Here is a 23642-nt window from a genome sequence, read left to right on the forward strand (position 1 = left end):
TCAGGAATGGGACCCCGCTCCGCCATGCGCCTGCTCGCCGCCATTGCCACCGGCATCGCCGTGCTCGGCGTGGCCCCGACACCACCCGTCACCGCCACCACCGCGACAACCCCCGGGGCATCCGCTACGGCCTCCCCCGCACCGACACCTCCGTCCGCCATGACCTGGGGAGTGGCCCCGTCCAGCCCGAAAGGCCCGAACGGCCGGCCGGCGTTCACCTACAAGCTCGACCCCGGTGCCACCCTGACCGACTACGTCGCGGTCACCAACCACTCGGCGCGCCCGCTCACCCTCTCCCTCTACGCCAGCGACGCGTTCACCACCGCGCACGGTGGCTTCGATCTGCTCGCCGGCGGCCAACAGCCCACCGATGTCGGCGCCTGGGTCCGCCTGACCCGCCGCACCCTGACCATCCCGGCGAGGTCCCGCCTGGACGTGCCGTTCACGCTCACCGTGCCGCGCAACGCCACGCCCGGGGACCACGGCGGAGGGATCGTCGCCTCGCTCGCCGCCACCGCGGCCGACGCGCAGGGCAAACAGGTCGCCGTCGATCACCGGGTCGGCGCGCGGATCTACCTGCGGGTGACCGGTGAGCTGCAACCGGCACTGGCCGTCGAGAACCTCCGGGTGCGCCACACCGGCTCTCTCAACCCCCTTGCCGGTGGCACGCTCACCGCCACCTTCACCGTCCGCAACACCGGCAACATGCGGCTCACCGGGCAGCCCACCCTCGACGCGGCCGGCCCGTTCGGCCTCGGTCAGCGGTCCGTCGACGCGGCAGCCCTGCCGGAGATCCTGCCCGGTGGCCAACTCACCACCACCGTCCGCATGACGGGTGTCCCCCCACTGGTCCGGCTGACCGCGAACGCCGCCGTCGGACGCGGCAGATCGCGCGGGCGGTGGCGGCCGCCCGGGAGGAGGGCCGCGCCCAGGCCATCTCGGGCAGCGGAAAGGCAGACGGGCACACAACCGCGGTTCCGACAGTCGGTGACCCGGAGCACCGAGCCGACAGCAACAGCGGGACGCCACCGGACCACCCGACGCCGGAAGCCGAGCTTCCCGGGCCGGGCCACACCAACCGACAGCCAGCTATCGACCACACGGGGAAGGACGGGGAATGAGTATGCGTCGCCTGGGGAGCAATCGATGAGGATGACAAGCATGCGCGCCGCTGCCGCCGGTCTTGCCGTAGCCGCACTGGCGCTGACCACCGCGGGGGCGCCGGCGGCCGCCGAGGCGGCCACGGTCACCGCGGCCGGCGCCGACCTCGTCTCCGTCGCCGTCGACGGCGACTCGATGTCGCTGCGCTTCCGTGACGCCGCGCGGGTGGAGCGTGGCAGCGCCGGGCAGGACCCGGCTGAGGTGGTGCTCGGCCCCGCGGGTGGCCTGGCCGGCCGGGTGCCACTCGGGAAATCGTTCGCCTTCCTCGGGTCGCCGGGACACGCCGTGTGGTCACTGTCCGCCGGCGACACCGGGTTCCCGGCCCTGGACACCACGGGGGTACGTCCTGGCGTCACCAAGGGCGACACCGTGACCCTCGCCCTGCGCTCGGTCGAAGGGCCGGGAACCTTCACCGCCTACACCCTGTCCGGCCTCGGCACGGCGACCCCGCTGTTCGGCAGCCGTCCCGGCGCCAAGCGGTCGGCACAGCTGCCGGTGGGTACGCGTACCGGCGGCGTGGTCTGGGCCTTCGACGCGGCCGGTGACTACCGGCTCACCCTGACCGGCTCGGCCGTCCTGCGCTCCGGCCGCACCGTGAGCACCGAGGCGACGTACCGGGTTGCGGTGCCCGTGATCAGGCCGGCCGAGCAGGCCCCGCCGGCCGCACCGCCGAAGCAGGCGGCGCGGCCCGCCGGACAGCCGGCGGCACAGCCGTTTGCCGCGCCCGCCGCCGAGCCGAAGCCGGTGGCCGCGGCCGCACCACCCGCCGCCGCCAAGGCCGCAGCGCCCGCCGCGAAGGCCGCCGCCGCCCCGGCGGCCGGTTCCCGCCAGGTGATCGCCGACGGGCACGTCGACATGGGCCCGCAGCTGTCCGGCGACACGTGGACGATCCGGATCAAGGACGACCGGTCCAGCCCTGCGGTGTGGCGGGAACTCGCCGACGTGGTCCTCCAGGTGAAGGACAAGGCGAGGATTACTGTGCCCGCCGGAGCCGACTTCCTCGGCAAGCAGGGCGACACCGTGTGGCTGCTGCCACAGACCCAGCAGGCGGGTCTCGTCTGGCCCGGCTGGAACACCCAGCACGAGTCCGTGGTGTCGGGTGTCAAGGGCACCGTCACCTGGACGCTGAAGGGAGTCAACGGGCCCGGCCGGTTCGCCCTGTTCCTGACCGGATCGTTCGGCAAGGCCGACGTACTGTTCGACTCCGCCAAGCCGTTCCCGCAGAAGCTGGACATCCCGCTCAACACCCACACGCACGGCAACTGGGCGTTCGGCAAACCCGGTCTGTACCGCCTCGCGGTGCAGATGAGCGGCACCACCACCGCCGGCAAGGCGGTCACCGACACGAAGACGCTCACCATCGCCGTCGGTGACAGCACCGACCCGAACAGCGGCTTCGGGCCGGGCGGGAGTGGCTCGGGCAGCGATGACGCTGACGGGGGCGGGAACGGCGACGGTGGTGGACAGCAGGCCGGTGGCGGGCTGCTGCCGCGCACCGGTGCGGGGTGGTTGCTGCCGGCCGGCGCGGCCGGTCTCACCCTCGTGGCCGTGGGGGTCCTGCTGGTGCTGCTGACCCGTCGCCGCCGCACCGGCCTCGCCGACGCGGCAATCGGGAACGAGCGATGACGATGGCCCAGCGACGTCGAGGGAGGGCCCATAAGGATGCCTGATCCCCACATCGGCCTTCCTCACCCGTCCACCACCCGGACCGGCCCGCGCCTGCGGCTGATGGTGCTGCCTCTGGTGATCGCGGTGCTGATCGCCGGCTGCCGGTCCGAGGTGGCGTTGAGCGCGCACGACGAGCGGCTCCAGGTCGTCACCACGACCGGGATCCTGCGGGACCTGGTGAGTCACGTCGGCGGCGACCGGGTCGCGGCGAGTTCGCTGGTGCCGGACGGGGCCGATCCGCACAGCTACGAGCCGTCGCTGCGGGACATCCGTGATGTCGTCTACGCCGACGTCGCGTTCAGCAACTACCTGCTGCTGGAGGAGCAGGCCGTCATCAAGGCGCTGGATGCGAACCTGCGCGACGGCGTACCGAACATCTCGCTGGCCGAGGGGGCGGTGAAGTACGCGGCGGAGATCATCCCGCTCGTGGAGGACGTGTCGCTGGACACCATCTGGCTGGGCATGCGGGTGCGCGGCACCGGCGCGGCGCAGGGGGCGAACCGGTCCTCCGACGTGCTGCTCAGCGCCACCGCCGCGAGCGGGCCGGGACGGATCGTCGCCTACCTGACCGAGTCGTTCGGCAACCCGTCGTTCTACGTCGACTCCGCCGACGGCTTCGATCCCGCCAACGGCTTCCGAGACGACACTGCCACCCTGCCCCCGGATGCGCACACCCACATGAGCTGGGCGTTCACCGAGCCGGGCGTCTACCGGCTGACCATGCGGGCGCAGCTGGCCGTCGACCCGGAGACGGCGCCGGTCCCCTTGGGCGAGCAGGAGTTCACCTTCGCCGTCGGAGTCGACCCGCACTCGGTGCCGGGCATGGCCGGCGCGACGGTGCTCAACTCCGGGCACGCCGATCTGAGCGTCGACCTCGACCAGCGGCGGCTCTACCTGTTCGCCGACCCGGAGGGCAGCGGGGAGGCGAACCAGCGGGTGTACGACCCGGCGGGCACCGTGATCGAGGTGCCGAACAAGGCACTGCGGGAGGTGCCCGGGGACCGGAGATTCCGCTTCCTCGGCCGACCCGGCGCCAAGATCTACCAGCTGCCGCAGGCGGTTCTCGGCAAGCATGTGCACGGTGAGATCGACCCGCACCTGTGGCAGAACGTCCGCAATGCGATCTCCTATGTGGAGCTGATCCGGGACACCCTGATCGACGCCGACCCGCAGGGCGCGGCGGTCTACCGCACCAACGCCTCGGCCTACATCGGTGAGCTGGAGAAGCTCGACGCGTATGTGCGGGACACCATCGCCCAGATCCCACCGTCGCGACGTCACCTGGTCACCACCCATGACGCGTTCGGTTACCTGGGTCAGGCGTACGGGGTCCAGATCTCCGGCTTCGTCACTCCGAACCCCGCCGCCGAGCCCAGCCTGGCCGACCGCCGCCGACTCACTCAGACAATCCGCAACCTGGAGATTCCCGCCGTGTTCCTGGAACCGAACCTGGCCGCCCGTAGCAGCACGCTGACCGAGGTGGCCCGGGAAGAAGGGCTACGGGTGTGCCAGATCTACGGCGACACCTTCGACCGCGACGTCACCACCTACCCGGACATGATGCGGTTCAACGCCGAATCGCTGCGCGACTGCCTGACCACGACGAAGCAGGGGAGGAACCAGTGACGGCAGGACCGGCGCGCCGTCGCGGCGCGACCACGGCGATCATGCGATGTGCCCTCGCGACGGTGGTCGTGCTCGCCACGGCGCCGACTCCCGCGCGGGCCGAAGAGCCGACGCCCGGTCTGAGCCAGTCGATCGCGCCGGACCAGCCCCTGGTCAACGGCCGGGCGACCCTCACCGCCGGGCATGTCGACATCGGCCCCCGCTACGTCGACAACCGGTGGTCCGTGCTGATCCATGACGGCACGCAGGCGCGACCGGTGTGGCGGAAGCCCGACGAGACCCTGCTTCGCGTGTCCGACGCCGCGCTGCAGACCGTCCCGGACGATCCGGCGTACGCCTTCCTCGGCGTCGACGCCGGCAAGCGGGTGTACGTGGTGCCGCAGACGCAGAACCAGGAGGTGGTCTGGCTCGGCTGGAACACCCAGGATCCCCGCGTGATGCAGACCGTCGACCGGGGTGTCACGCTGACCCTGCTCGGCGTACGCGGTCCGGGAACCCTCACGACATACCTCCAGTCGGGCAACTTCGCCCCACCCAAGCCGCTGTGGCGATCCGTCGACTCCAAGGCCCAGCCGTTCTGGGCCGAGGTCAACACGCACACCCACGCCAACTGGGTCTTCAGCGAGCCCGGCATCTACCTGGTCGCGGTGCAGATGTGGGCCGATCTGATCACCGGAGGCAAGGCCTCGGCCACCGGCACGCTGCGCTTCGCGGTGGGAGACGGCACCAGCACCGACGAGGCATTCGCCGCCAAGGCGGACATCCCGGTGCCGGTCGACCAGGCATCGCCCGGCGGGGACCGGGCCGAGGCCGGCGAGCCGGCCGGCAACTCCCCGACCCTGCTCCTCATGGCACTGACCGGCGCGGCCGTTCTGCTCGCCGTCGGCCTGGTCCTCCTGCTGTTGCGTGGTCGCGCCGCCCGACGGCGCGCCGAACGGGAACGCGACACGCAGTCGGAGGGGCGACCGTGAGAGCGCTGGAGATCGAACAGCTGGACGTGGATCTCGGCGGCCGGCCGGTGCTACGAGATGTGCGGCTCCACCTGGATCGGGGTGAACTGGTGGGGCTGCTCGGGCCCAACGGCGCCGGGAAGACCACCCTGCTGCGGGCCGTTCTCGCGCTGATCCGCATCCGCGGCGGCCGGGTGCTGGTGGAGGGCAAGCCGGCGCGTCCCGGCCGGTCGGGGATCGGCTACGTCCCCCAGCGCCACGAGTTCAACTGGGACTTCCCGATCTCTGTCGAACACGTCGTGATGAGCGGGCGTACCGGCCGCATGGGCATGCTCCGCCGTCCCGGCGTGGACGACTGGCGGGCGGTCGGTGACGCGCTGGACCGGGTGCAGCTCACCGGGCTGCGCCGCCGGCCGGTGGGAGAGCTGTCCGGTGGGCAACGCCAACGCGTCCTGGTCGCTCGTGCCCTCGCGCTCGGGCCGAGCATCCTGCTGCTCGACGAGCCGTTCACCGGACTGGACATGCCCACCCAGGAGCTACTGGGCGAGTTGTTCACCAGCCTCGCGCGGGAGGGCCGTGCCGTGCTGATGACCACCCACGACCTCGTCGCGGCGGTGGACTCCTGCACCCGGCTGGTCCTGCTCAACCGCCGGATCATCGCCGACGGGCGCCCGTCGGACCTGCAGGACGCCGAGCTGTGGACCGAGACCTTCGGGGTGAGCGCGACCTCCCCGTTGCTGAAGCTCGTGAGGGCGGCCTGATGTCGATCACGGATTTTCTCACCGACCTGCTCAACCCTGACCTCGCGTTCCTGCCCAAGGCGCTGGCGATCGCGGTCATGTCCAGCATCGTCTGCGGCGTCGTCGGCTGCTACGTCGTCCTGCGGGGCATGGCCTTCATCGGCGACGCCGTGGCACACGCGGTCTTCCCGGGCATCGCGGTCGCCTTCGTCCTGCAGGGCAGCCTGGTGCTGGGCGGCGCCGTGGCCGGTGTCGCCACCGCGCTGCTGATCGCGATCTTCTCGCAGAACCGGCGCGTCAAGGAGGACTCGCTGATCGGCGTCTTCCTGGTCGCCACGTTCGCCCTCGGCATCGTGATCATCTCACAGGCGCCCGGCTACGCCGGCTCGCTGCAACAGTTCCTGTTCGGCTCGATCACCGGCATCCCCGACCGGGACCTGTACCTCGTGGCGGGTGCGGGCCTGCTCATCCTCGGCCTGGTGCTGGCGCTGCACAAGGAGTTCGTCGCGGTCTGCCTGGACCGCGAGATGTCCCGTTCCATGGGGCTGCCGGTCTTCTGGCTGGACATCGCCCTCTACGTCCTGGTGACCCTGGCCGTGGTGATCTCCCTGCAGACCATCGGCAACATCCTCGTCCTTGCTCTGCTGATCACGCCCGCCGCGGCGGCCCGCCTGCTCACCGACCGACTCGGCGTGATGATGCTGCTCGCCCCCGTGATCGGCGGCGCGTCGGCGGTAGTCGGGCTGTACCTGTCCTGGAGCTACGACACGCCGGTCGGCGGCACCATCGTCCTGGTTGCCACCGCCGTCTTCCTCACCGCCTGGCTGCTCGCCCCCCGGCACGGCCTGTTGGTGAGGCGATGGCGACGCCCGGGCGGCCAGGAACCGACCGACGACCCGCAGCCCGAGCAACGGTCCAACCCTGCTCGGGTAGGTCCATCACCCACTGTCGGGTAGGCGGATGACGACGCCGCGCCTGGGTTGCGCATTCCGCCATCCCGGGCGCGGCATCCCTAGCCCTCACCAACTAAAACGACTATCATTTTCATCAAGCGGTGGTCCATTGGGGATCACCGAGGGAGAGGAGACTCTTCGTGCGTAGTACCGTCCGCCATCTACTGGCATCGGGTGTCCTGGGCGTGGCGCTGGTCGCCACGGCCCTGCCCGCACAGGCCGCAACCACGTCCACCGTGGTGCTCAACGCCGGCCACCTCGACGTCGTCGACGTGGCCTACGAGGCCGGGGCGCTCGAGATCGGCGTCCACGACGAGGACAACGACGTCGAGTACGGCGCCGACGAGGTCAACCTGGTCGTCAGGCGCCAGGCCAGGGTCACCGTCCCCGCCGATCCTGCCTTCGCGTTCCTCGGCACGCCGGGCGTGTCCAAGGTCTGGATCCTGCCGGAAATCCAGAACACCGATCTGATCTGGCCGGGCATCGCCGCCGAGGAGATCCAGGCCGGCGTCTTCACCAACGACTCGCTGACGCTCTCCGTCCGATCGGTCGCCGGTCCGGGCCAGCTCGCCATCTACACCGAGAACGCCGTGGGCCAGCCGAGCATCCTGGCCGACAGCGGGGACGGGCTCCCCGACGCCCTCACCCTGACCGCCGGCGACCACACGCACGCCAACTGGGCGTTCGACAAGGCCGGCACCTACTGCGTGACCTTCCGCGCCACCGGCACCCTGGCCGCCACCGGCCAGCAGGTCACCTCCGCCCCCGCCACGCTGCGCTTCACCGTGAAGGCATGACCGCGATGCGTATCCGCAACCGTGTCCTCGCGGGTCTTCTCCTGTCCGCCGCGCTGCTCGCCGGCACCACCACGCCCGTCGCCGCGGCGCCGGTGGTGCTCACCAGCGGACACGTCGACGTCATCGACGTCGACTACGCCGCCGGCGCGCTCACCGTCAACGTTCTCGACGGCACCGGCACCACCGACATCGAACGCAACCCCTCCGACGTCCTCTTCCGGGTGCCGAACACCGCCAAGATCACCGTGCCGAGCGGCTCGGCCTGGTCGTTCCTCGGCACCGGAGGCCAAGCCTGGGTGCTGCCGCAGGCCAACACCGCCGGGCTGCTCTGGGCCGGCTGGAACACCACCGAGGTGCCCATCGGCGTCTTCCAGAACAACCGGGTCACGTTCAAGCTCACCAGCGTCTCCGGACCGGCGGGCTTCAGCATCTACACCGTCTCCGGCGGCGTCCCGACTGTGCTGTTCGACAGCGGCAACGGACTGCCCGACAGCCTGAACGTCAACCGCAACACCCACGCCCACGCCAACTGGGGCTTCGACGCCGCCGGCACCTACGCCGTCACCTTCGAGGTCACCGGCAAACTCGCCGCCAACGGCGCCACCGTCACCTCCGGCGCCAAGACCTTCACCTTCGAAGTCCTGCCCTGACAGCACGTTGACGTTGCCAGGGGCGACGAACGCCCCGCGGGCGTCGCCCGCCAATGATCCGGCCGGCGCGGAGCCCTCACCCCCTCGGGCGCCGCGCCGGCCGGGCACATTCCCGCAGGCGCCTCGACCAGCAGGGATAATCGGTATGGCGAGCAACAGGGCCGACTCGGCCGTGGTCGAGGTCTTCGACCAGGCCGCATCGACCTACGACCGCACCCGAGTCACGTCCTTCCGCCCCTTCGGCGCCGAGCTCGTCCGCCGCGCTAGCATCCGCCCGGCGGCCGGGTGCTCGACGTCGGCTGCGGCCGGGGAGCGGTCCTGTTCCCGGCGGCCCGGGCCACCCGACCCACCGGCCAGGTCCTCGGAACCGATCTCGCACCCGGCATGGTCGAGCTGACGCGGCAGGACGTGGCGAAGGCCGACATGCGCCACGTGAGCGTACGCCTCGGGGACGCCCAGGCGCCGGAGCTGCCGGCGGCGTCGTTCGACGTGGTCCTCGCGGGACTTGTCGTCGTCCTCCTCCCGGACCCGCCGGGCGCCCTCTCCGCCTACGCGCGGCTGCTCCGGCCGAAGGCCGACTCGGGATCAGCACCCTGGGCGCCCAGGACCTGGCCTTCACCGCGGATCTGGTCGCACGGAGGGCGGGCACTGCTGCGGCACATCCCCCAAGAACGTCTGCCCGCCGCGACGGCGGACGCCGCAGCGGCCCTCAGGCAGGCGCAGACCTCCGACGGCGGCATCGTGCTGACCACCACCGCCCGCATCACCATCGCCGAGACCGCTACCGGCCCGTACCTCCCCCGGCCTGCGTGAGCGGTCCCGCCTCATCCCCGACGGCATCGACGAATCTGGTGTGCCCGGGGAACGCCCCAGGCCGGCTCGACTGGTCGGTCACCACCGGTGGTCTCGTTCGGCGAAGGCGACCCAGGCGTCCTCACGCGGCGGCGTCGACCGTGGTTCCGGCGGCCGGGGCGCGGCGTCGGCCGCAATGCTCCTCGCCCGGCTGGCGAGCAGGGCCGCCAGGGCGGTGGTGATCGGCACGGCGGTGATCAGGCCGATGGTGCCCACGGCGCTGCGGACGAGCTCCTGGGCGACCAGTTCGCCGGTGAGCAGTTCGCCGAAGGGGGTGTTGCCGGCGGCGAAGAGCAGCATCAGCGGCAGCGACGCGCCGGCGTAGGCCAGCACGATGGTGTTGATGACCGAGGCGATGTGGGCCCGACCGATGCGGGTGCCCGCCCGGTAGAGCTCGCGGAAGCGGTAGGAGGGATTGGCCGCGGCCAGTTCGGCGACGGTGGCCGACTGGGTGACGGTGATGTCGTCGAGCACGCCGAGGGAGCCGATGACGATGCCGGCGAGCAGCAGACCCCGCATGTCGACGTTCTGGTAGGCGATGGACAGGTAACTGGCCGTTTCGTCGGCGATCCCCGACAGGTGGGTGCCGGCGGTGGCCACCGCGGACAGCAGGGCGGTGATGGTGAGGCTGACGAGGGTGCCGGCGACCGCCACCGAGGTGGTCGTGGTGAAGCCGTGGGTCAGGTAGAGAACGGTGAGCATGATGGCGGCGGAGCCGACGACGGCGACCAGCACCGGTGACCGGCCGTCGAGGATGGCGGGGATGATGAACAGCAGCAGGACGGCGAAGGTCACGGCGAGGCCGGCCAACGCGGTGACGCCCCGCCACCGGGCGAACGCGATGATGGCGAGAGCGAAAGCCGCGCCGAGCAGCCACAGCTGGTGGGAACGCTGGAAGTCGACGACCACGTAGCTCTTGCCGCCGCCGGTGGGATCGTCGAGCAGGAGCAGGGTGATCTTGTCGCCGACGTGCAGCCGGGGCGCCCCGGGACCGGACGGGATGTCGGTGCTGACGTCGGTGCCGGCCTCCCGGCCGCTGGTGAGGGTGACCCTGACCGAGCCGCACCCGGTGGTCGGCCCTGGCGCTTCATCGCTCTCGCCCGCTGTCGGCGGGCACGGCTCAGGTGCGACGGCGCGGACCTGTCCGAGGACCCGGGGCGGCTCGTCGGTGGCCTCCACCTGGGCTGGGGAGTGCGGCCAGAGCAACAGCATGCCCACGGCGGTGAGCAGCACCGCGGGAATCAGGAGCAGCAGGGTCAGCCTGCGCCGTACGGGGTACGCCGGCTGACCTTCCTGCGGGTGGGCGTGGGACACGGGACACTCCTCGGCGGGGCGGGACGCACCGACTGGACGCTACGGCGAGCCTCAGGAGGATTCAGCATGGCGCAGGCGGGCCGGGCGGAACAACCGGGTGCCTACTCGTACGGCTCCGCGGGCGCGGGGATCTTCTCCCAGGTCTCCACCTGGAAGTAGGGCACGTCGGCGTCGTTGACGGGGTCCTTGGCGGTGTGCGGGATCCACCGGCCGGTGGAGCGTACCCAGGTGTTCGCCGTTTCGTGGGGTACGTCGCCGCGCAGGCCGATTTTGACGGGGATGCCGTCGGCGGCGCAGCAGGACAACATGATGCGGGCGAGCATGGGCTCGCCGTCCGGGCCGGGGGCGAGGAAGCCGGTCAACTGGAGGCGCCGGCCCTGCAGCGTGCGTCCGTCGTCGTAGACGGCGCGGAAGCCGTAGTCGAGGAGGGTCAACTCGGCCGGGTCGCCGGGTGGCAGGGGCGGGTAGGCGATGTCCCGGTCGTCGGTCAGGGCGGAGCCGGCGCGGGCGGCGGTGTCGGCGCCGAGCGCCGGCGGTACGACGAAGAGCAGCGCGAGCGCCGGTAGCAGCAGCATCCACCCGACCACGGGACCCGAACGGGCGTGGCCGTGCCCGTCGCCGTCCGGCGGGTCCTCGGGTCGGTTGAGGTGGCGCAGTTCCTGCACGAGGGCCACCAGCGCGGTGATGACCAGCAGCAGGCCGGCGGCGATGAGGAAGGGTCGCAGCCCCTGCTTGACGTAGCGCAGGTACAGATCGGTAAGGCTGGCGCGCAGGACCGCGCCGCCGAGGAAGACCAGCACCACCGCCTGGGTACCGCGACTCACCAGATCACCGTCCCGAATGTGGCCGCGACGAGCACGGCGAGGGCGAAGGTGGCCGGGGCGAACCGGACGGCGAACCGCCGACCGAAGATGCCGGCCTGCATGGACACCAGCTTGAGGTCGACCATCGGGCCGACCACGAGGAAGGCCAGTCGGGCGGTCAGGGAGAACTGGGACAGCGAGGCGGCGACGAACGCGTCGGCCTCGGAGCAGATGGACAGCAGCACCGCCAGCGCGGCGAGGGCGAGGACCGACACCACCGGCCGGGCCGCGAGGTCGTGCAGGAACTGCTGCGGTACGACCACGTTGATCGTCGCCGCGGCCATGGCGCCGACGACGAGGAAACCGCCGGCGTGGATGACGTCGTGCCGGCAGGCCGTCCAGAACGCGGTCATCCGGGGTAGCCCGTCGAGGTGGGCGCGGTGCGGCAGGCGGATCCAGTCCGCGCGGCCCACCCGTAGCCACAGCCACCCCACCAGCATGGCGACCAGGAGGCTGGCGCCGCCGCGGGCGGCGACCATCTCCGGGTTGCGGGGAAAGGCGATCGCGGTGGCGGTGAGCACGATCGGGTTGATCGCCGGCGCGGCGAGCAGGAACGCCAGCGCCGCGGCGGGGGTGACGCCGCGGCGGATCAGCGAGCCCGCGATGGGCACGGAGCCGCACTCGCAGCCGGGCAGGACCACTCCCGCCATGCCGGCGACCGGAACCGCGAGCGCGGGGTGACGGGGCAGGGCCCGGGCCCAGAACGAGCGGGGCACGAACACCGCGATGACAGCCGACAGCACCACCCCGAAGACGAGGAACGGCACCGCCTGCACCATCACCGACACGAACACCGTCAGCCAGGTCTGCAGGCGCGGGTCAGTGACCAGCGACGCGATCTGCCGGTGGAGCACGCCGACGAGGATGAGCAGGAAACACAGCACCTCGGTCGAGCCGACCATCCGCTCGCGGTCGGGCGCCTCGGGTTCGGCAACCGGAACGGTGGAAATCTGCGGCTCGGGCAGGGTGGGTGCGGCCGAATCGGTGGTGTTCAGGCGGATCACCTCTCACTTCAACGGCCCGTATCTTACTGTGATCCCACAGTTACGCGCTGCCATTGACGCGGCGATGCCCGCCCTCGTGAAGAGCCGAGGACGGGCATCGCGCATATCGGTCAGTTCACGGTGCCGATGGACACCGCGCCGCGGCCGACGACCGCGCCTTCGTCGGTGACCAGGTTCAGCTCACCGAACAGCTGCCGGCCGGCAGCCGGAGCGGCGTTGACCGTGACCGTGCCGGTGATGGTGGCGCTGGCCCCGTTGGCCAGGGACACCACCGTGCCCGGGGCGGTCACCTCGCCCAGGGCCGGGGAGTAGAACACGTCCCGGTAGTCGAAGGCGGTGGTGCCCGCCGGGACGGCGTAGCCGTCGACCTGCACCGTGTACGTGCCGGGCTCCGGGTTCGGGATGGACACCGACTCTTCCGAGTCGCCGTCGGCGGACTGGCCGACCTGCTCGCCGTCGCGCAGCACGGTCAGGTCCAGGTCCGCGCCGAGGTCACTGGTGTTGCCGATGGCCACGTCCAGCCGGGTCGCCCCGGCCGGCACCTCGACGGTGTAGGTCTTGCGCTGCCCGTCGGCGATCGTCTCGCGGGAGGAGGCGGAGCTGCCCAGCGGGCCGCCCCGGCCGCTGATCGCGACCGGGCCGAAGGTGTTGGTGACGGTCCAGGTGACCGGGGTGGACTCACCGGCGGTCACGCTGGGCAGGGTCACCACGGCGGGCTCGACGGTGACGCCCTGCACCCGTGCGGCCAGCTGGAACGGGTTGTTCAATGCCGGCGAGGTGCGCCGGGCCTCCACCTCGATCTCCCATACCCCGGGCAGCGGGTTGGCGTAGTCCCGCTCCTGCGGCTTGCAGGCCGCCGCGTCGGAGTAGTTGGTGTAGCAGGCGGTGCTGGCGGTGCTCTCCACCGGCACGCCGTAGGGGTTGATGGCGATGAAGCGGGTCTGCGAGCCGGTGGCGATGCCCGACAGGTTCACCTGCAGCGCCGCCGCCCCCTCCGGCACAGCGACGAAGAAGCTGGTGGTCGAGTTGCGGTCCACGCTGCCCGCAGCCGAGAAGCGGTACGCCGGCTTGGTCGGCTGCGCGGCGGTGACGACCGTGTTGAGCACCTCGAAGTCCATCATCTTGGTCTTCGGGTCGTCGATACGCAGAATGGCGCCGTGCGCGCCGGCCTTCGGGGTGGCCGTCACCGGAATCGACACCGTCCTGTTCAGCGGCAGGTCCACCGACTTCGGGGCGCGGAAGGTCCCGTCGTTGCCACGCCACACCAGGCTGTGTCGGATCACGCCGGCCGGTCCGCTGGTGCGGGTGATCTTCAGCTGGTAGGTGCGCGCCTGGCCGGCCTTCTGTCCGCCCTGCCCTGGGGCGCAGCGGTTGTAGATGCCCGTGCCCCGGCCGGGGGTGGCCAGGAAGTCCGAGATCGGGGTGCACACCGGCGCGTCGGCGGTGTAGCTGCGCGGGGTGGCCGGCTTGGCCAGCAGCTTCCAGGCGCCCGGCACGTCGAGCAGGCCGTTGCCCTGCCCGTACGCCGGCTCGCCCTTGATCCAGGTCGCGGAGCTGACGATGGCGCGGCGCAGTGCGGCCGGGGTGACGCCGGTGCCGGTGGCCCTGGCCGCCGACAGCAGCAGCGCGGCCCCGCCGGTGGCCTGCGGGGAGGCCATCGACGTGCCCTGGAACATGGCGTAGCCGGGCGGCAGCGAGTAGCCGGCCTCGGCGACCGGGGAGCCGGCCTGCCACAGCGGGGTGGTGGAGATCGCCGATCCCGGGGCGGTGATGGTGGGCTTGAACCCGCCGTCCTCACGCGGCCCGCGGGAGGAGAAGGGGTGCAGCTGGTACGGCCGGCGGGTGACCGAGCCGTAGTTGGCCAGCCAGCTCTCCCGGCTGATGCTGGAGGCGACACTGACCACGTTGTCGGCCACCGACGGGTCGCCGACGGTGTTGACGCCGGGGCCCGAGTTGCCGGCGGAGATGAACATCTGCACGCCGTAGTCATCGATCAGCCGGTCGTAGAGCTCGGCGCGGGCGTTGTTGCCGTCGTTGAGCGCCGGCAGGCCGCCGATGGACATGTTCACCACGTCCACCTTGCGGTTGACCACCAGGTCGACCATGCCGGTGGTCAGGGCCGCGGCGGTGCAGCCGCCGCCCCAGGTGCAGGCGCGGGCGGAGACCAGCTTGGCGCCGGGTGCGGCGCCGTCGAAATCGGTGTTGCCGAGCATGTCGCTGGCGGCGGTGATGCCGGCGACGTGCGAGCCGTGCGCGTCCTCGACGATGCCGATGTTGACGAAGTCGGCGGTCTGGCCGGGCAGGCCCGCCGGGCTCAGGTCGACGTCCTCGCGGTATTCGACGACGAACGGCATCTGGTCGCGTACCGGGGTGGCCGGGTTGTCGGCGCCGAAGTGTCCGAGGTCGAAGCGCTCCCGGTAGGGGCGCATCACCGGGTTGTCGGTGAAGTCACCGTCCTGGTCGGAGTCGACGCGGATGTCGTGGCTGGCCGGGTCGTAGAGGATGCCGAAGCTGTCGGCGGTGTCACCGTCGCGGTTGACGTCGCCACCGGGCTCGCTGCCCTCGGTGATGTTCTCGTTGAAGATGTTGAACCGCCAGGTGCCGGCCGGGGCGGTCCACTGCCGGCCTGCGGCGGTGAAGGTGGGGCCGGTCACCGCGGTGCGCATGGCCCGCCAGGTCAGGTCCCCCTCCAGCAGCGGGTCGGTGGCGGTGACCCAGTCGACGATCTTCCGCTCGCCGGTGGAGGTGGTCCGCAGGGCTGGGTTGTCCAGGTCGACGCCGGAATCCATGATGCCGATCGTCACGCCCCGGCCGTCCCAGGTCGGATGCGCATGCTTGAACGCCACCGCGCCGGTCTCCCCAGTCGGCATGTAGGGGTTGTTCGCCGGAGTGGACGCGCCGGGGCCGGACAGCTTCGCCTGCGCGCTGACCCGCTTGCCCGGCAGGGACTCCGACCGCGGGTTCGGCAACTTGATCGACTCGTTCAGGTCCACCGCCGACACGCCGGGCAGCTTGGCGGTCTTGACGACCTTGTCCGTCGGGACCTGCGCCAGCAGGTAGCCGACCTGGTCGACCCGGTGGGTGACCGTGCCGCCGAGCTTGCGGACCTCGGCGGTGACCTCGTCGGCCTTGCCCTTGTCGGTGGCGATGATCAGGGTCACCGCCGGCTTGCGTTGCGACTGTGCGTCGGCGAGCAGTTCGGCGTCGTGGCTGCCGAGCGCCTCGGCGGGCGACTCCTTGGGCGCCTCCGGCGCCGGGGCCGGCGTCGCCGCAGGTTCGGCCGTTGCCGGGTTCACGCCGGTCAACGCGACCGCACCGGTGGCCACGGTGGACGCGAGCAGGGCGGCGAAGCTCCGCCTGCCCCACGGGGTTGTGTGTCTCACGGGCGGATTCCTCCCAGAGCGAGCGCCCGGTGACGGGCGCGACTGAAGGGGATCCTCCGCCCATCGAAAGCCATTGTCACTAAGCGCGCGAGACGTTGTGACCAGGCCGTGACCAAACTGCGCGCCGGCGTCACATGGGCGTTTCCGCCGAGGCGCGACAGGCAGGCAGAGTTCCTGCCCAGGTCGCACCCGAGGCCTGGGTACCGTCAGTGCGGCGCCCCCCGAGCCAGCGTGACTATTGAACATATGCGCAATGCATAATGAGTACGGATGCCAGGTGGCCCACGGTGGGCGCGAGCGAAGATGCCGCCGGCCGAAGCAGGGCCGGCCACGGAGACGAACGGAGACGGCGGACGGTGACCGAGGCGACGACCGGTGTAACCCGCAACACCCGCCAACGCGCCGAGGTGCTGGCGCTGCTGCGCGAGGTCGAGGGCTTCCACAGCGCCCAGCAGCTGCACCAGATGCTCGTACACCGCAAGGCACGCGTCGGCCTGACCACCGTCTACCGGACGCTACAGATGCTGGTCGACACCGGCGAGCTCGACTCCACCAGGTTGCCGGGGGGAGAGCAGCTGTACCGGCGGTGCAGCCAGAGCCGTCACCACCATCACCTGGTATGCCGCGAGTGCGGCCGCACGGTCGAGGTGGCCGGCCCGGCCGTCGAGCGGTGGGCCGACCAGGTCGCCAGCCAGCACGGCTTCACCGACGTCGGCCACACCCTGGAGGTTTTTGGCACCTGCGGCACCTGCGCCGCCTGACCACCGTCCTCGGACTCGAACACCCCCGCCGCACGCCGGTCCACGCGAAACGGTGGAACTGCACCGGACTCCCGCCCCTATGGGCCGTGCAGCACCTCGCTGCTGAGCCGCCCGATGGTGTGCAGGGTGGTGGCCCGGTCGCCGGTCGCCTCGACCAGGAACAGCAGATGGCGTACGCCGGGAAGCGTGGCGGCCGCCGCCACGGCCGCCCGGCACCGTTGCGGGGAGCCGACAGGGTGGACGGCGATCAACTGACGAACGTAGGCGTCGATGTCGGGCGGGCCGGACTCGCCGCCGTCGAGACGAACGTGCTCTCGGGTGCCGGCCAGCAACCCTGGAAGCCCGCCGGCGACCGTTGCCGCTCCGGACATCCACCTCAGCAGGATCTCCACCGCGTCGGCCATGCCGTGCGTGTAACGATTTTCGCCGGTGCCGAAGACCTCGACGTCGACCCATGGGCCGCCACGCGCGATCGCCAGACGAAATCGACCACCGGACAACTCATCGAGCAGCACGGCCTCCTCGGCGAGGCTCACCGGGTGCCGAACCGACAGCACACACGCGGCGGTTCCGACGGTGATGCGGCGGGTCGCCCCGAGCAGGTGCGCGGCAAAGGTCGTTGCCGAGGGGCACACCCCGTAGGAGATGAAGTGGTGCTCGGCGATCCAGACACCGGCGAAGCCGGCGTTCTCCGCAGCCAGGCCGTAACAGTGCGCGTCCGACAGGGCCTGGGCGTGGCTGCCGCCGGCACGGTGCCCGGCGAGCATGAACAGGTGTGCCTGGATCTGCTCGCCGGACCACCCGGCACCGTGATGATCAGCAGTCACGCAGTTCGGGTGACTGATTGAGCAGTTGACCGCGGGTCGAGACGAACCGGCGGTACATGTCGGAGTCGACGGCGCTCAACCGGAACGCGGCCACCCGGTGACAGTTCTGAAAGGCCAGCTTCACCCCGAAGTGGCGCTCGAGGCCTGAGCGAATCGCGTCACTGGCCAGCGCCCGCAGCAACTGGCCGCGCTCCGCCTCAGTGGGCGGAGGCACGACATTGTCGGCGAAAGCGGCGGCGGAGGACTCGAGCTCGGCGACCACCCGGGTGACCACCTCCCAGGCATACGGCAGTGAGTTGCGGACGCAGGCGACGAAGGCGTCCTCGTCCACGGGACCGGCCTCTGCGGCTTCGAGCAGGGCTGGCGGCACGGTGAGAGACATGATCCTCCTCAAAATGAAACGACCATCATTGCCGTTAGCGTTACGGGGTGAGCACACCACGTAGCCGGCGGTGCGTCAACAGGCAACGCCGGTCTGCGGTCCACGCACGTCAAGCCGACCATGCCTGAAGACGCCGGAACATGCCCCATGTGGCCTGACCGGAGGACGAAGATCCATCCCCGCCCCGGCCACGGACCGGAGGAACCGACGGCCCACCACGCTGACTCGCCGCTCGCTCGAGAGACCGGAAGCGGCCCGGCCAAGCCTCGTACCCCGACAGTCGATGACAAGTGAAGCGAAACTCATTATCGTAAAAAGGTCCGCGAGGTAGGGGGTACCTCAGGTGAGGCGGACCCGGCCGACGCGGCGCTCACCCAGGGCGCACGTCGGCCGCGCTCGTCCCGGGCAACGGCATCCGTCGAGGCAGGCCTGCACCGCTGGCGCAAACAGTAGTCAAAACCGTTATCATGAGGGATGGATTGCCAGTCGGCGTTGGTACCTCCGGTGATGGCGATCCCTGCGGTGGTGTGACGGCCTCCTCACCGGTGCCGTCACGCCACCAGCAAGCAACCGGCGGATGGCGTCTCGGGTTCAAGTCCGTTCAAAGAAACAAGAGCACTTCGGGTTCGACCTGCGCTATGGGCGGTCGGTCCGTCCCTCAGGTGCCAATCCCCCGAAATCCCGGAGGACGCGGATAGTGCACTCCCAGGAGTGTCCATGCGACTCCGGTTGATCCTGGTGGGCGGGCGGCCGTCGACCACGGCCCGGTCAGCTGGATCGCGTGGTTGCAGACCGCGACGGCAGTCGCTGGGTGCGGTTGTTCTCGTCATACTCGACGCACCCAGGTCGCCCTCGTCAGATCGAACGCGAGGAACGCCAGGAGGGTGACGCCGAGCAGCGGCAGCGCCCATCCGATGGCGAAGACCACGGGTACGCCGAGCACGATGACCCAGGTGGGCAGGCGCTGCCACGTCCCCCGGTCGGGTGGGATGCCGACGACGGCGCGGCGGTCGTCGCGGGTGGGGCGGCGTTGCCACCACATGCGGTAGCCCCAGATGGTGACGGTGAGCAGGCCGAGGGCGAGCGCGGCGAGCAGAATCTGGTTGACCGGCCCGAAGAGCAGGCCCATGTGGGCTTGGATGCCGAGGCTGCTGAGCTGCGCCAACAGCGGCCAGGAGCCGAAGTCGTTGCGGGCGGTGACCGTGCCGGCGGCGGGGTCCACGGCGACGGCGTCCTTGCGGACGGGCCAGGTGTTGTCGACCTGGGTGACGCACCAAGCGGTGTCAACCTCGGCGGGCAGGGTGATCTCCACGGGTCCGTCGAGGCCGGCGCCTCGGGCGAGGGCCAGGACCCGATCGGTGTCGGCGGGGTCGGCAGGGGTGGCCTCGCCGCCTGCGCCGCCGCTGCCGCCGTGGTGCCCTGTGTCGGCCACCGGGGTGACGGTTCCGGGCAGGGTGGTCGACAGCTCGGGTGAGTGGGCGTCGAGCGTGTCGAGGGCGGAGCCGAAGGTGTCGCCGGCATACCGGGACCAGGTGAGTCCGGTGGCCGACAGGAACAGCAGCCCCACGGCGAGCCAGAGACCGATGGCGGCGTGCCAGCTGCGGGTCCGCCGCACGCCGCGCTTGGCGGCGAGGTCAGGGGCCACCAGGCGGCGCAGCCGTGCGGTGCCGGTGCGGTGGCGTCGCCACCACAGGATGAGCCCGCCGAGGACGAGGACCCACAGCCAACCGGCCGCGATCTCGGAGTAGTAGCGACCGACCACGCCGAGGTGCAGGTTGCGGTGCAGGTCGTCGAACCATGTGGTGGCCGGGGTGGACCCGAACCAGGTGGTCAGCGTGCCCTTGACCTGCGCGGTGTAGGGGTCGACGTAGACGGTGTGCTGCTTGTCGCCGAGTTCGGGAAGGTCGAACACGACCCGGGTGGTGGCCTCGTCGTGTCCGGGGCTCACGGTGGCGAGGGTGCCGCCCGGGTGCGCAGCCCTGGCCGCGGCGATCTGCTCGGCCAGCGCGCGAGGCTCGTCGCCTACCCGGTTCACCACCAACTGCCCGCCGTACAGGGCCCGGTCGAGCTGCGGAGTGATCGTGTACGCCAGACCGGTCAACGCCGCCACCGCCAGGAACGGGGCCACCAGGATCCCGGCGTAGAAGTGGATGCGCAGCAGCAGCCCGCCCCACCCGAGGGCCGCGGGGGCGGGGCGGGCGGGCGACGGCGCGGGTTCGTCGGTATCGGGCATGCTGTCGTCCCATCTGATCCGGTGGAGGCGTCGACAGCAGTAGTCGGGGCCGACCGGTCGTGGGGTTCCCCCGCCTGACCGACGGCCCGCGATTTCACCCGTTCGGCGGAGCGCGGGAACTATTTGGCCCCGGGCTACGACCACCGAAGCGGTGCCGGAACATCCGGCAGCCCCAAGATCACGCGAATTGAGGACGACTTTCCATGAACCGGTCTCTGCTGGCCCGAGCCGCCACCGTCACCGTTGGTGTTGCCATGCTCATCCTCGCCGCGGCGGGCCCGGCGTCGGCGCACGTCACCGTCAACCCGGGCACCGCGGTGCAGGGCGGCTGGACCAAGGTGTCCTTCCGGGTGCCCAACGAAACCGACAACGCCGACACCACCAAGGTGGAGGTCAACCTTCCCACCGACACCCCGATCGCCTCGGTGTCGCTCAAGCCCCTGGCCGGGTGGAGCGCGACCACCGAGTCCACGAAGCTGGCCACCCCGATCAAGACCGACGACGGGGAGATCACCGAGGCCGTCACGAAGATCACTTGGACCGCCGGGGCGGGCGCGGCCATCAAGCCGGGACAGTTCCAGGAGTTCGACGTCTCCCTCGGCCCGCTGCCCAAGACCGACCAGGTGGTCTTCAAGGCCCTGCAGACCTACTCCAACGGTGACATCGTGCGCTGGATCGACGAGCCCGCCGCCGGGCAGGAACCCGAGCACCCCGCCCCGGTGCTCAAGCTCACCGCCGGCACGGACGACCCTGCCTCGGCTCAGCCCGTCGCCGCGGCGGCCAGCACCGAGGAAACCGACACGAACAGCGGAAACGGGACCGCGTACGGCATCGCCGGCATCGTCCTCGGACTCTCCGGCCTGGTAGCGGGTCTGCTCGCGTACCGCCGGGCGAACCAGGGCCGCTGAACGCGCCGACCGTCGCCGCGGTGCGGCATGGCGCCGGGAGCGCGGGCGGCCAAGCCCCAGCGGTGGGCAGCCGGCAAGAGCTGCCGCAGGCCCGTATCGCGGTTCGGGGACATGCCTGTCTGCCTGCTCCAGGTCGCCGGTCGGGATGGGCCTGGGCGGGCCGCGCGCCGACCGGTGGGGTGGCCGCCGCGACGATGGCCCGGACGGTCGGCGGCAGGCTGGCGGGTTGTCGCACATCAGTTGCCGACCTTGGCGGTGGCGTCGGTGGCCGCGTTCGGTCTGGCGCTGTTGTCAGCGGCGGCGGCGGGCTTCGGCCGGTGGGTGCGGCCAGGTCGGACCGAGGCCGTAGCGGGCGGCGCCGCCGAGCGCTTCCGCCCGCACTGATCGTGGCGAGCACCGGTATGCGGGCTGGGGCGCAGCTCGGCGTGTTCGGCGGGGACGTACACTCCGGTCCACGCCGGGGTCGACGGGACTGGCCGGCGCGCTCGTTCACCGAGGCGGTTCCTTCCTGCATGCACAACGGTGTCGTCTGCAGGGTCCGTTGGGGTCAGCAGTTACCGAGTTGGGCGGCGTCGTGCTTCCTGCTCGCCCGCTGCGGCGAGGAAAGCGTTGTAGCGGGTCAGGTCGTCGTCCTCGCCGGTGGCTTCGGCGCGGTCGGCGGCGCGGTCGAGGCGGCGCTGTTCGCGCTGGTCGGCTTGGATCCATTGGCGGACGAGGAGGATCATGACGACTGCTGCGGGGATCTCACCGAAGGCCCAGGCGATGCCGGCGCCGAGTTTCTGGTCGTCCAGGAGGGACGAGGCCCAGCCGGGGTGGACGCTGGTGTACCAGTCGGGGGCGATGACGGTGGTGGTCTGCATGAGGGCCAGCCCGAAGAAGCCGTGCGCCATCATGGCGGCCAGGTGAATGAGCACCAGGAACGGGTGGGGGATCCGGGGCCGGCCAGGGTCGATGCCGATGAGCACCCAGAACAGCAAATAGCCGGAGGCCACGAAGTGCACGAGCATGGCCACGTGGCCGAGGTGGGAGCGCATCAGCGTGCCGAGCAGGTCGCTGAAGTACAGGCCGAACAGACTGCCGGTGTAGATGCCGAGCGCGACCAGCGGGTGGGTGAGCAGCCTGGTCACCGGGCTGTGCACGCCCCGTAGCAGCCACTGCCGGATGCCGCGGACCTGCGGGTCGGTGGGACGGCGCAGGGCCCGCAGCGCGAGCGTGACGGGAGCACCGCCGACCAGCAGGATCGGCACCAGCATCGCCAGCACCATGTGCTGGGCCATGTGAGCGCTGAACAGCACATAGGCGTACCGGGCGAAACCGAGGCCGGTGGCGGCGGCGAAGACCAGGATGCCGGCGAGCCAGCTCGCCGTGCGGGCGATCGGCCAGTGATGCCCCGCCTTCCGCAAGCGCCCAACGCCGACCAGGTAGCTGGCGGCCCCTGCCAGGCTGGCAGCGAGGAACAGCAGGTCCGGCAGGGGCTGGCCGAGCAGGTTCCCCGGCGTGGGAGCGGCGGGCATTCCGAAGCCGAGCAGCGCGGTCAGCGGATCCGCATCCGTCCCCGGGTCGGGAACGGGGGTGGGGCTGCGCGACAGCGCGACCGCCAGCCCGACGGCGGCGGCGAACACCACCAGTTCCCCGGCCGCCAGCCGCGTGAACGCCCCGCGCCGGCCGGCCCGCAGCTGCGGGATGGTGCGCCGCCGGTGCGCCGCGCCGAACACCCCGAGGATCAGCAGCGCGGCGAGCTTGCCGAGGATGAGCCAGCCGTACCGGGACTGCCACAGCTGTGCGGGCGTGCCGAGGCGGACGGCCGCGTTGGCCATGCCGCTGACCGCGACGGCGGCGAAGCAGCCGAGGGCGAGGCGGCTGTACCGGTTGGCGACGTCGGCGAGCACCGTGGCGCGGCGGATCATCAACAGCGCAGCCAACCCGCCAACCCACAGCGCGGCGCCGAGGACGTGCAGGGTGAGACTGCTGACCGCGATCTGGTGGTTGCCCGCCCCGGCGGCGTGCCCGGTGAACGCCGGCGGCACCACCGCGACGGTCGCGAGCGCGGCGGCGAGGGCCGCGCTGTCCCTGGAGACGCCGGCCCGGGCGAGGGCTGCCGCCGCGGCGGCGAGGCCTGCCTGGACCAGCAGCGCCTGCCCCTGAGAGATGCTTGTGGCGTAACTGACGACGGTGGGCACGTTCAGCCGGCCCACCGGGACGCCGAGCAGGTCCGAGACGGTCAGCACGATCAACGCCAACGCGCTGCCCGCCCACGCCGCCGCGGCCAGCCCGGCTCGCCGGCGCAGTAGGTAGCCGTACGGGGACACGGACGGGCCGTCCCCGGGCAGCAGGAACGCAGCGGTGGCCAGCAGCCCGACGGTGAGGGTGGCCGTCGCGTCGGCCAGCAGTCGTGCGACCGGCAGCGCCCAGGTCGTCACCGGACCGGGATCCGGCAGCCCGGGAATCGACTGGGTGAGCGCGCCGCCGACGCGCAGCGCGAGCAGCAGCACCGCCACGGCCGACACCACCGCAGCGACCGGCAGTGTGGCCGCCAGCCAGCCACCGCGGGATACGGCTGCGCCGACGCT

At 71.4% G+C, this 23642-nt stretch carries 18 protein-coding genes and 1 pseudogene; 11 read left to right on the forward strand and 8 right to left on the reverse strand.

What is annotated here, in order from left to right; all coding sequences use genetic code 11:
- Nucleotides 1-24: 24 nt before the first annotated feature.
- From F8274_RS16375 to F8274_RS16415, 9 genes and pseudogenes are all read left to right on the forward strand, one after another.
- Nucleotides 25-876 (forward strand): annotated as a pseudogene (locus tag F8274_RS16375) (WxL protein peptidoglycan domain-containing protein); the annotation flags it as partial.
- A gap of 285 nt (nt 877-1161) precedes the next feature.
- Nucleotides 1162-2787 (forward strand): TIGR03773 family transporter-associated surface protein, encoded by a 1626-nt coding sequence (locus tag F8274_RS16380; protein WP_192579862.1) that lies wholly within the window; start codon nt 1162-1164, stop codon nt 2785-2787.
- A gap of 36 nt (nt 2788-2823) precedes the next feature.
- The gene (locus F8274_RS16385) at nt 2824-4455 is read left to right on the forward strand and encodes an anchored repeat ABC transporter, substrate-binding protein (RefSeq protein ID WP_151463260.1); all 1632 of its coding nucleotides are present in this window, start codon (nt 2824-2826) and stop codon (nt 4453-4455) included.
- A 41-nt stretch (nt 4456-4496) separates the two neighbouring features.
- The gene (locus F8274_RS16390) at nt 4497-5426 is read left to right on the forward strand and encodes a choice-of-anchor M domain-containing protein (RefSeq protein WP_151463261.1); all 930 of its coding nucleotides are present in this window, start codon (nt 4497-4499) and stop codon (nt 5424-5426) included.
- Between the two features lie 26 nt (nt 5427-5452).
- The gene (locus F8274_RS16395) at nt 5453-6166 is read left to right on the forward strand and encodes an anchored repeat-type ABC transporter ATP-binding subunit (RefSeq protein ID WP_370518239.1); all 714 of its coding nucleotides are present in this window, start codon (nt 5453-5455) and stop codon (nt 6164-6166) included.
- Nucleotides 6166-7101 (forward strand): anchored repeat-type ABC transporter permease subunit, encoded by a 936-nt coding sequence (locus F8274_RS16400; protein ID WP_151463263.1) that lies wholly within the window; start codon nt 6166-6168, stop codon nt 7099-7101. Before F8274_RS16395 ends, F8274_RS16400 begins: the two co-directional genes overlap by 1 nt.
- Nucleotides 7102-7238: 137 nt before the next feature.
- Nucleotides 7239-7895 (forward strand): choice-of-anchor M domain-containing protein, encoded by a 657-nt coding sequence (locus F8274_RS16405; protein ID WP_151463264.1) that lies wholly within the window; start codon nt 7239-7241, stop codon nt 7893-7895.
- Complete coding sequence (locus F8274_RS16410; RefSeq protein WP_151463265.1) at nt 7892-8545, forward strand: choice-of-anchor M domain-containing protein; 654 nt, start codon at nt 7892-7894, stop codon at nt 8543-8545. Before F8274_RS16405 ends, F8274_RS16410 begins: the two co-directional genes overlap by 4 nt.
- A gap of 285 nt (nt 8546-8830) precedes the next feature.
- Nucleotides 8831-9358, forward strand: a complete 528-nt coding sequence (locus F8274_RS16415; RefSeq protein ID WP_370518238.1) for a class I SAM-dependent methyltransferase — start codon at nt 8831-8833, stop codon at nt 9356-9358.
- Between the two features lie 78 nt (nt 9359-9436).
- On the opposite strand, the gene F8274_RS16420 is transcribed toward F8274_RS16415, so the two are convergent.
- The 4 genes from F8274_RS16420 to F8274_RS16435 form a co-directional block, all read right to left on the reverse strand.
- Nucleotides 9437-10711 (reverse strand): YibE/F family protein, encoded by a 1275-nt coding sequence (locus F8274_RS16420; protein ID WP_225853823.1) that lies wholly within the window; start codon nt 10709-10711, stop codon nt 9437-9439.
- A 101-nt stretch (nt 10712-10812) separates the two neighbouring features.
- Nucleotides 10813-11535 (reverse strand): TIGR03943 family protein, encoded by a 723-nt coding sequence (locus tag F8274_RS16425; RefSeq protein ID WP_151463266.1) that lies wholly within the window; start codon nt 11533-11535, stop codon nt 10813-10815.
- Nucleotides 11532-12476 (reverse strand): permease, encoded by a 945-nt coding sequence (locus F8274_RS16430; protein ID WP_225853826.1) that lies wholly within the window; start codon nt 12474-12476, stop codon nt 11532-11534. The genes F8274_RS16425 and F8274_RS16430 overlap by 4 nt, the downstream gene beginning before the upstream one ends.
- Nucleotides 12477-12688: 212 nt before the next feature.
- Nucleotides 12689-15961: a S8 family serine peptidase gene (locus F8274_RS16435; protein WP_151463268.1), complete on the reverse strand. Its 3273-nt coding sequence runs from the start codon at nt 15959-15961 to the stop codon at nt 12689-12691.
- A 356-nt stretch (nt 15962-16317) separates the two neighbouring features.
- On the opposite strand from F8274_RS16435, the gene F8274_RS16440 reads away from it, so the two are divergent.
- Entirely contained in the window at nt 16318-16722 is a 405-nt protein-coding gene (locus tag F8274_RS16440; protein ID WP_151463269.1) for a Fur family transcriptional regulator, read from the forward strand.
- A 77-nt stretch (nt 16723-16799) separates the two neighbouring features.
- Here the strand turns inward: F8274_RS16440 and F8274_RS16445 are convergent, their stop codons facing one another.
- The 3 genes from F8274_RS16445 to F8274_RS16455 form a co-directional block, all read right to left on the reverse strand.
- Nucleotides 16800-17489, reverse strand: a complete 690-nt coding sequence (locus F8274_RS16445; protein ID WP_151463270.1) for an LLM class flavin-dependent oxidoreductase — start codon at nt 17487-17489, stop codon at nt 16800-16802.
- Between the two features lie 49 nt (nt 17490-17538).
- On the reverse strand, nt 17539-17931 hold the full coding sequence (locus tag F8274_RS16450; protein WP_151463271.1) for an SCO5389 family protein: 393 nt from the start codon (nt 17929-17931) through the stop codon (nt 17539-17541).
- A gap of 826 nt (nt 17932-18757) precedes the next feature.
- Nucleotides 18758-20164 (reverse strand): PepSY domain-containing protein, encoded by a 1407-nt coding sequence (locus F8274_RS16455; RefSeq protein WP_151463272.1) that lies wholly within the window; start codon nt 20162-20164, stop codon nt 18758-18760.
- A gap of 203 nt (nt 20165-20367) precedes the next feature.
- Between F8274_RS16455 and F8274_RS16460 the strand changes: the two genes are divergently transcribed.
- Nucleotides 20368-21072, forward strand: coding sequence for a YcnI family protein (locus tag F8274_RS16460; protein ID WP_151463273.1), 705 nt, complete (start codon nt 20368-20370; stop codon nt 21070-21072).
- A 554-nt stretch (nt 21073-21626) separates the two neighbouring features.
- Here F8274_RS16460 and F8274_RS16465 read toward each other — a convergent pair.
- The gene (locus F8274_RS16465; RefSeq protein ID WP_225853824.1) at nt 21627-23570 is read right to left on the reverse strand and encodes a cytochrome c oxidase assembly protein; all 1944 of its coding nucleotides are present in this window, start codon (nt 23568-23570) and stop codon (nt 21627-21629) included.
- Between the last annotated feature and the right edge of the window lie 72 nt (nt 23571-23642).

The organism is Micromonospora sp. AMSO31t, assembly GCF_008868175.1.
GTDB lineage: Bacteria > Actinomycetota > Actinomycetes > Mycobacteriales > Micromonosporaceae > Micromonospora.

What these genes read in the sequence shown, in the direction of transcription:
- F8274_RS16380 (WP_192579862.1), top strand. Translation starts at nt 1,162, where the DNA reads ATGCGCGCCGCTGCCGCCGGTCTTGCCGTAGCCGCACTGGCGCTGACC.
- F8274_RS16385 (WP_151463260.1), top strand. Translation starts at nt 2,824, where the DNA reads ATGCCTGATCCCCACATCGGCCTTCCTCACCCGTCCACCACCCGGACC.
- F8274_RS16390 (WP_151463261.1), top strand. Translation starts at nt 4,497, where the DNA reads ATGCGATGTGCCCTCGCGACGGTGGTCGTGCTCGCCACGGCGCCGACT.
- F8274_RS16400 (WP_151463263.1), top strand. Translation starts at nt 6,166, where the DNA reads ATGTCGATCACGGATTTTCTCACCGACCTGCTCAACCCTGACCTCGCG.
- F8274_RS16410 (WP_151463265.1), top strand. Translation starts at nt 7,892, where the DNA reads ATGACCGCGATGCGTATCCGCAACCGTGTCCTCGCGGGTCTTCTCCTG.
- F8274_RS16430 (WP_225853826.1), bottom strand. Translation starts at nt 12,476, where the DNA reads ATGGTCGGCTCGACCGAGGTGCTGTGTTTCCTGCTCATCCTCGTCGGC.
- F8274_RS16445 (WP_151463270.1), bottom strand. Translation starts at nt 17,489, where the DNA reads ATGCTCGCCGGGCACCGTGCCGGCGGCAGCCACGCCCAGGCCCTGTCG.
- F8274_RS16450 (WP_151463271.1), bottom strand. Translation starts at nt 17,931, where the DNA reads ATGTCTCTCACCGTGCCGCCAGCCCTGCTCGAAGCCGCAGAGGCCGGT.
- F8274_RS16455 (WP_151463272.1), bottom strand. Translation starts at nt 20,164, where the DNA reads ATGCCCGATACCGACGAACCCGCGCCGTCGCCCGCCCGCCCCGCCCCC.
- F8274_RS16460 (WP_151463273.1), top strand. Translation starts at nt 20,368, where the DNA reads ATGAACCGGTCTCTGCTGGCCCGAGCCGCCACCGTCACCGTTGGTGTT.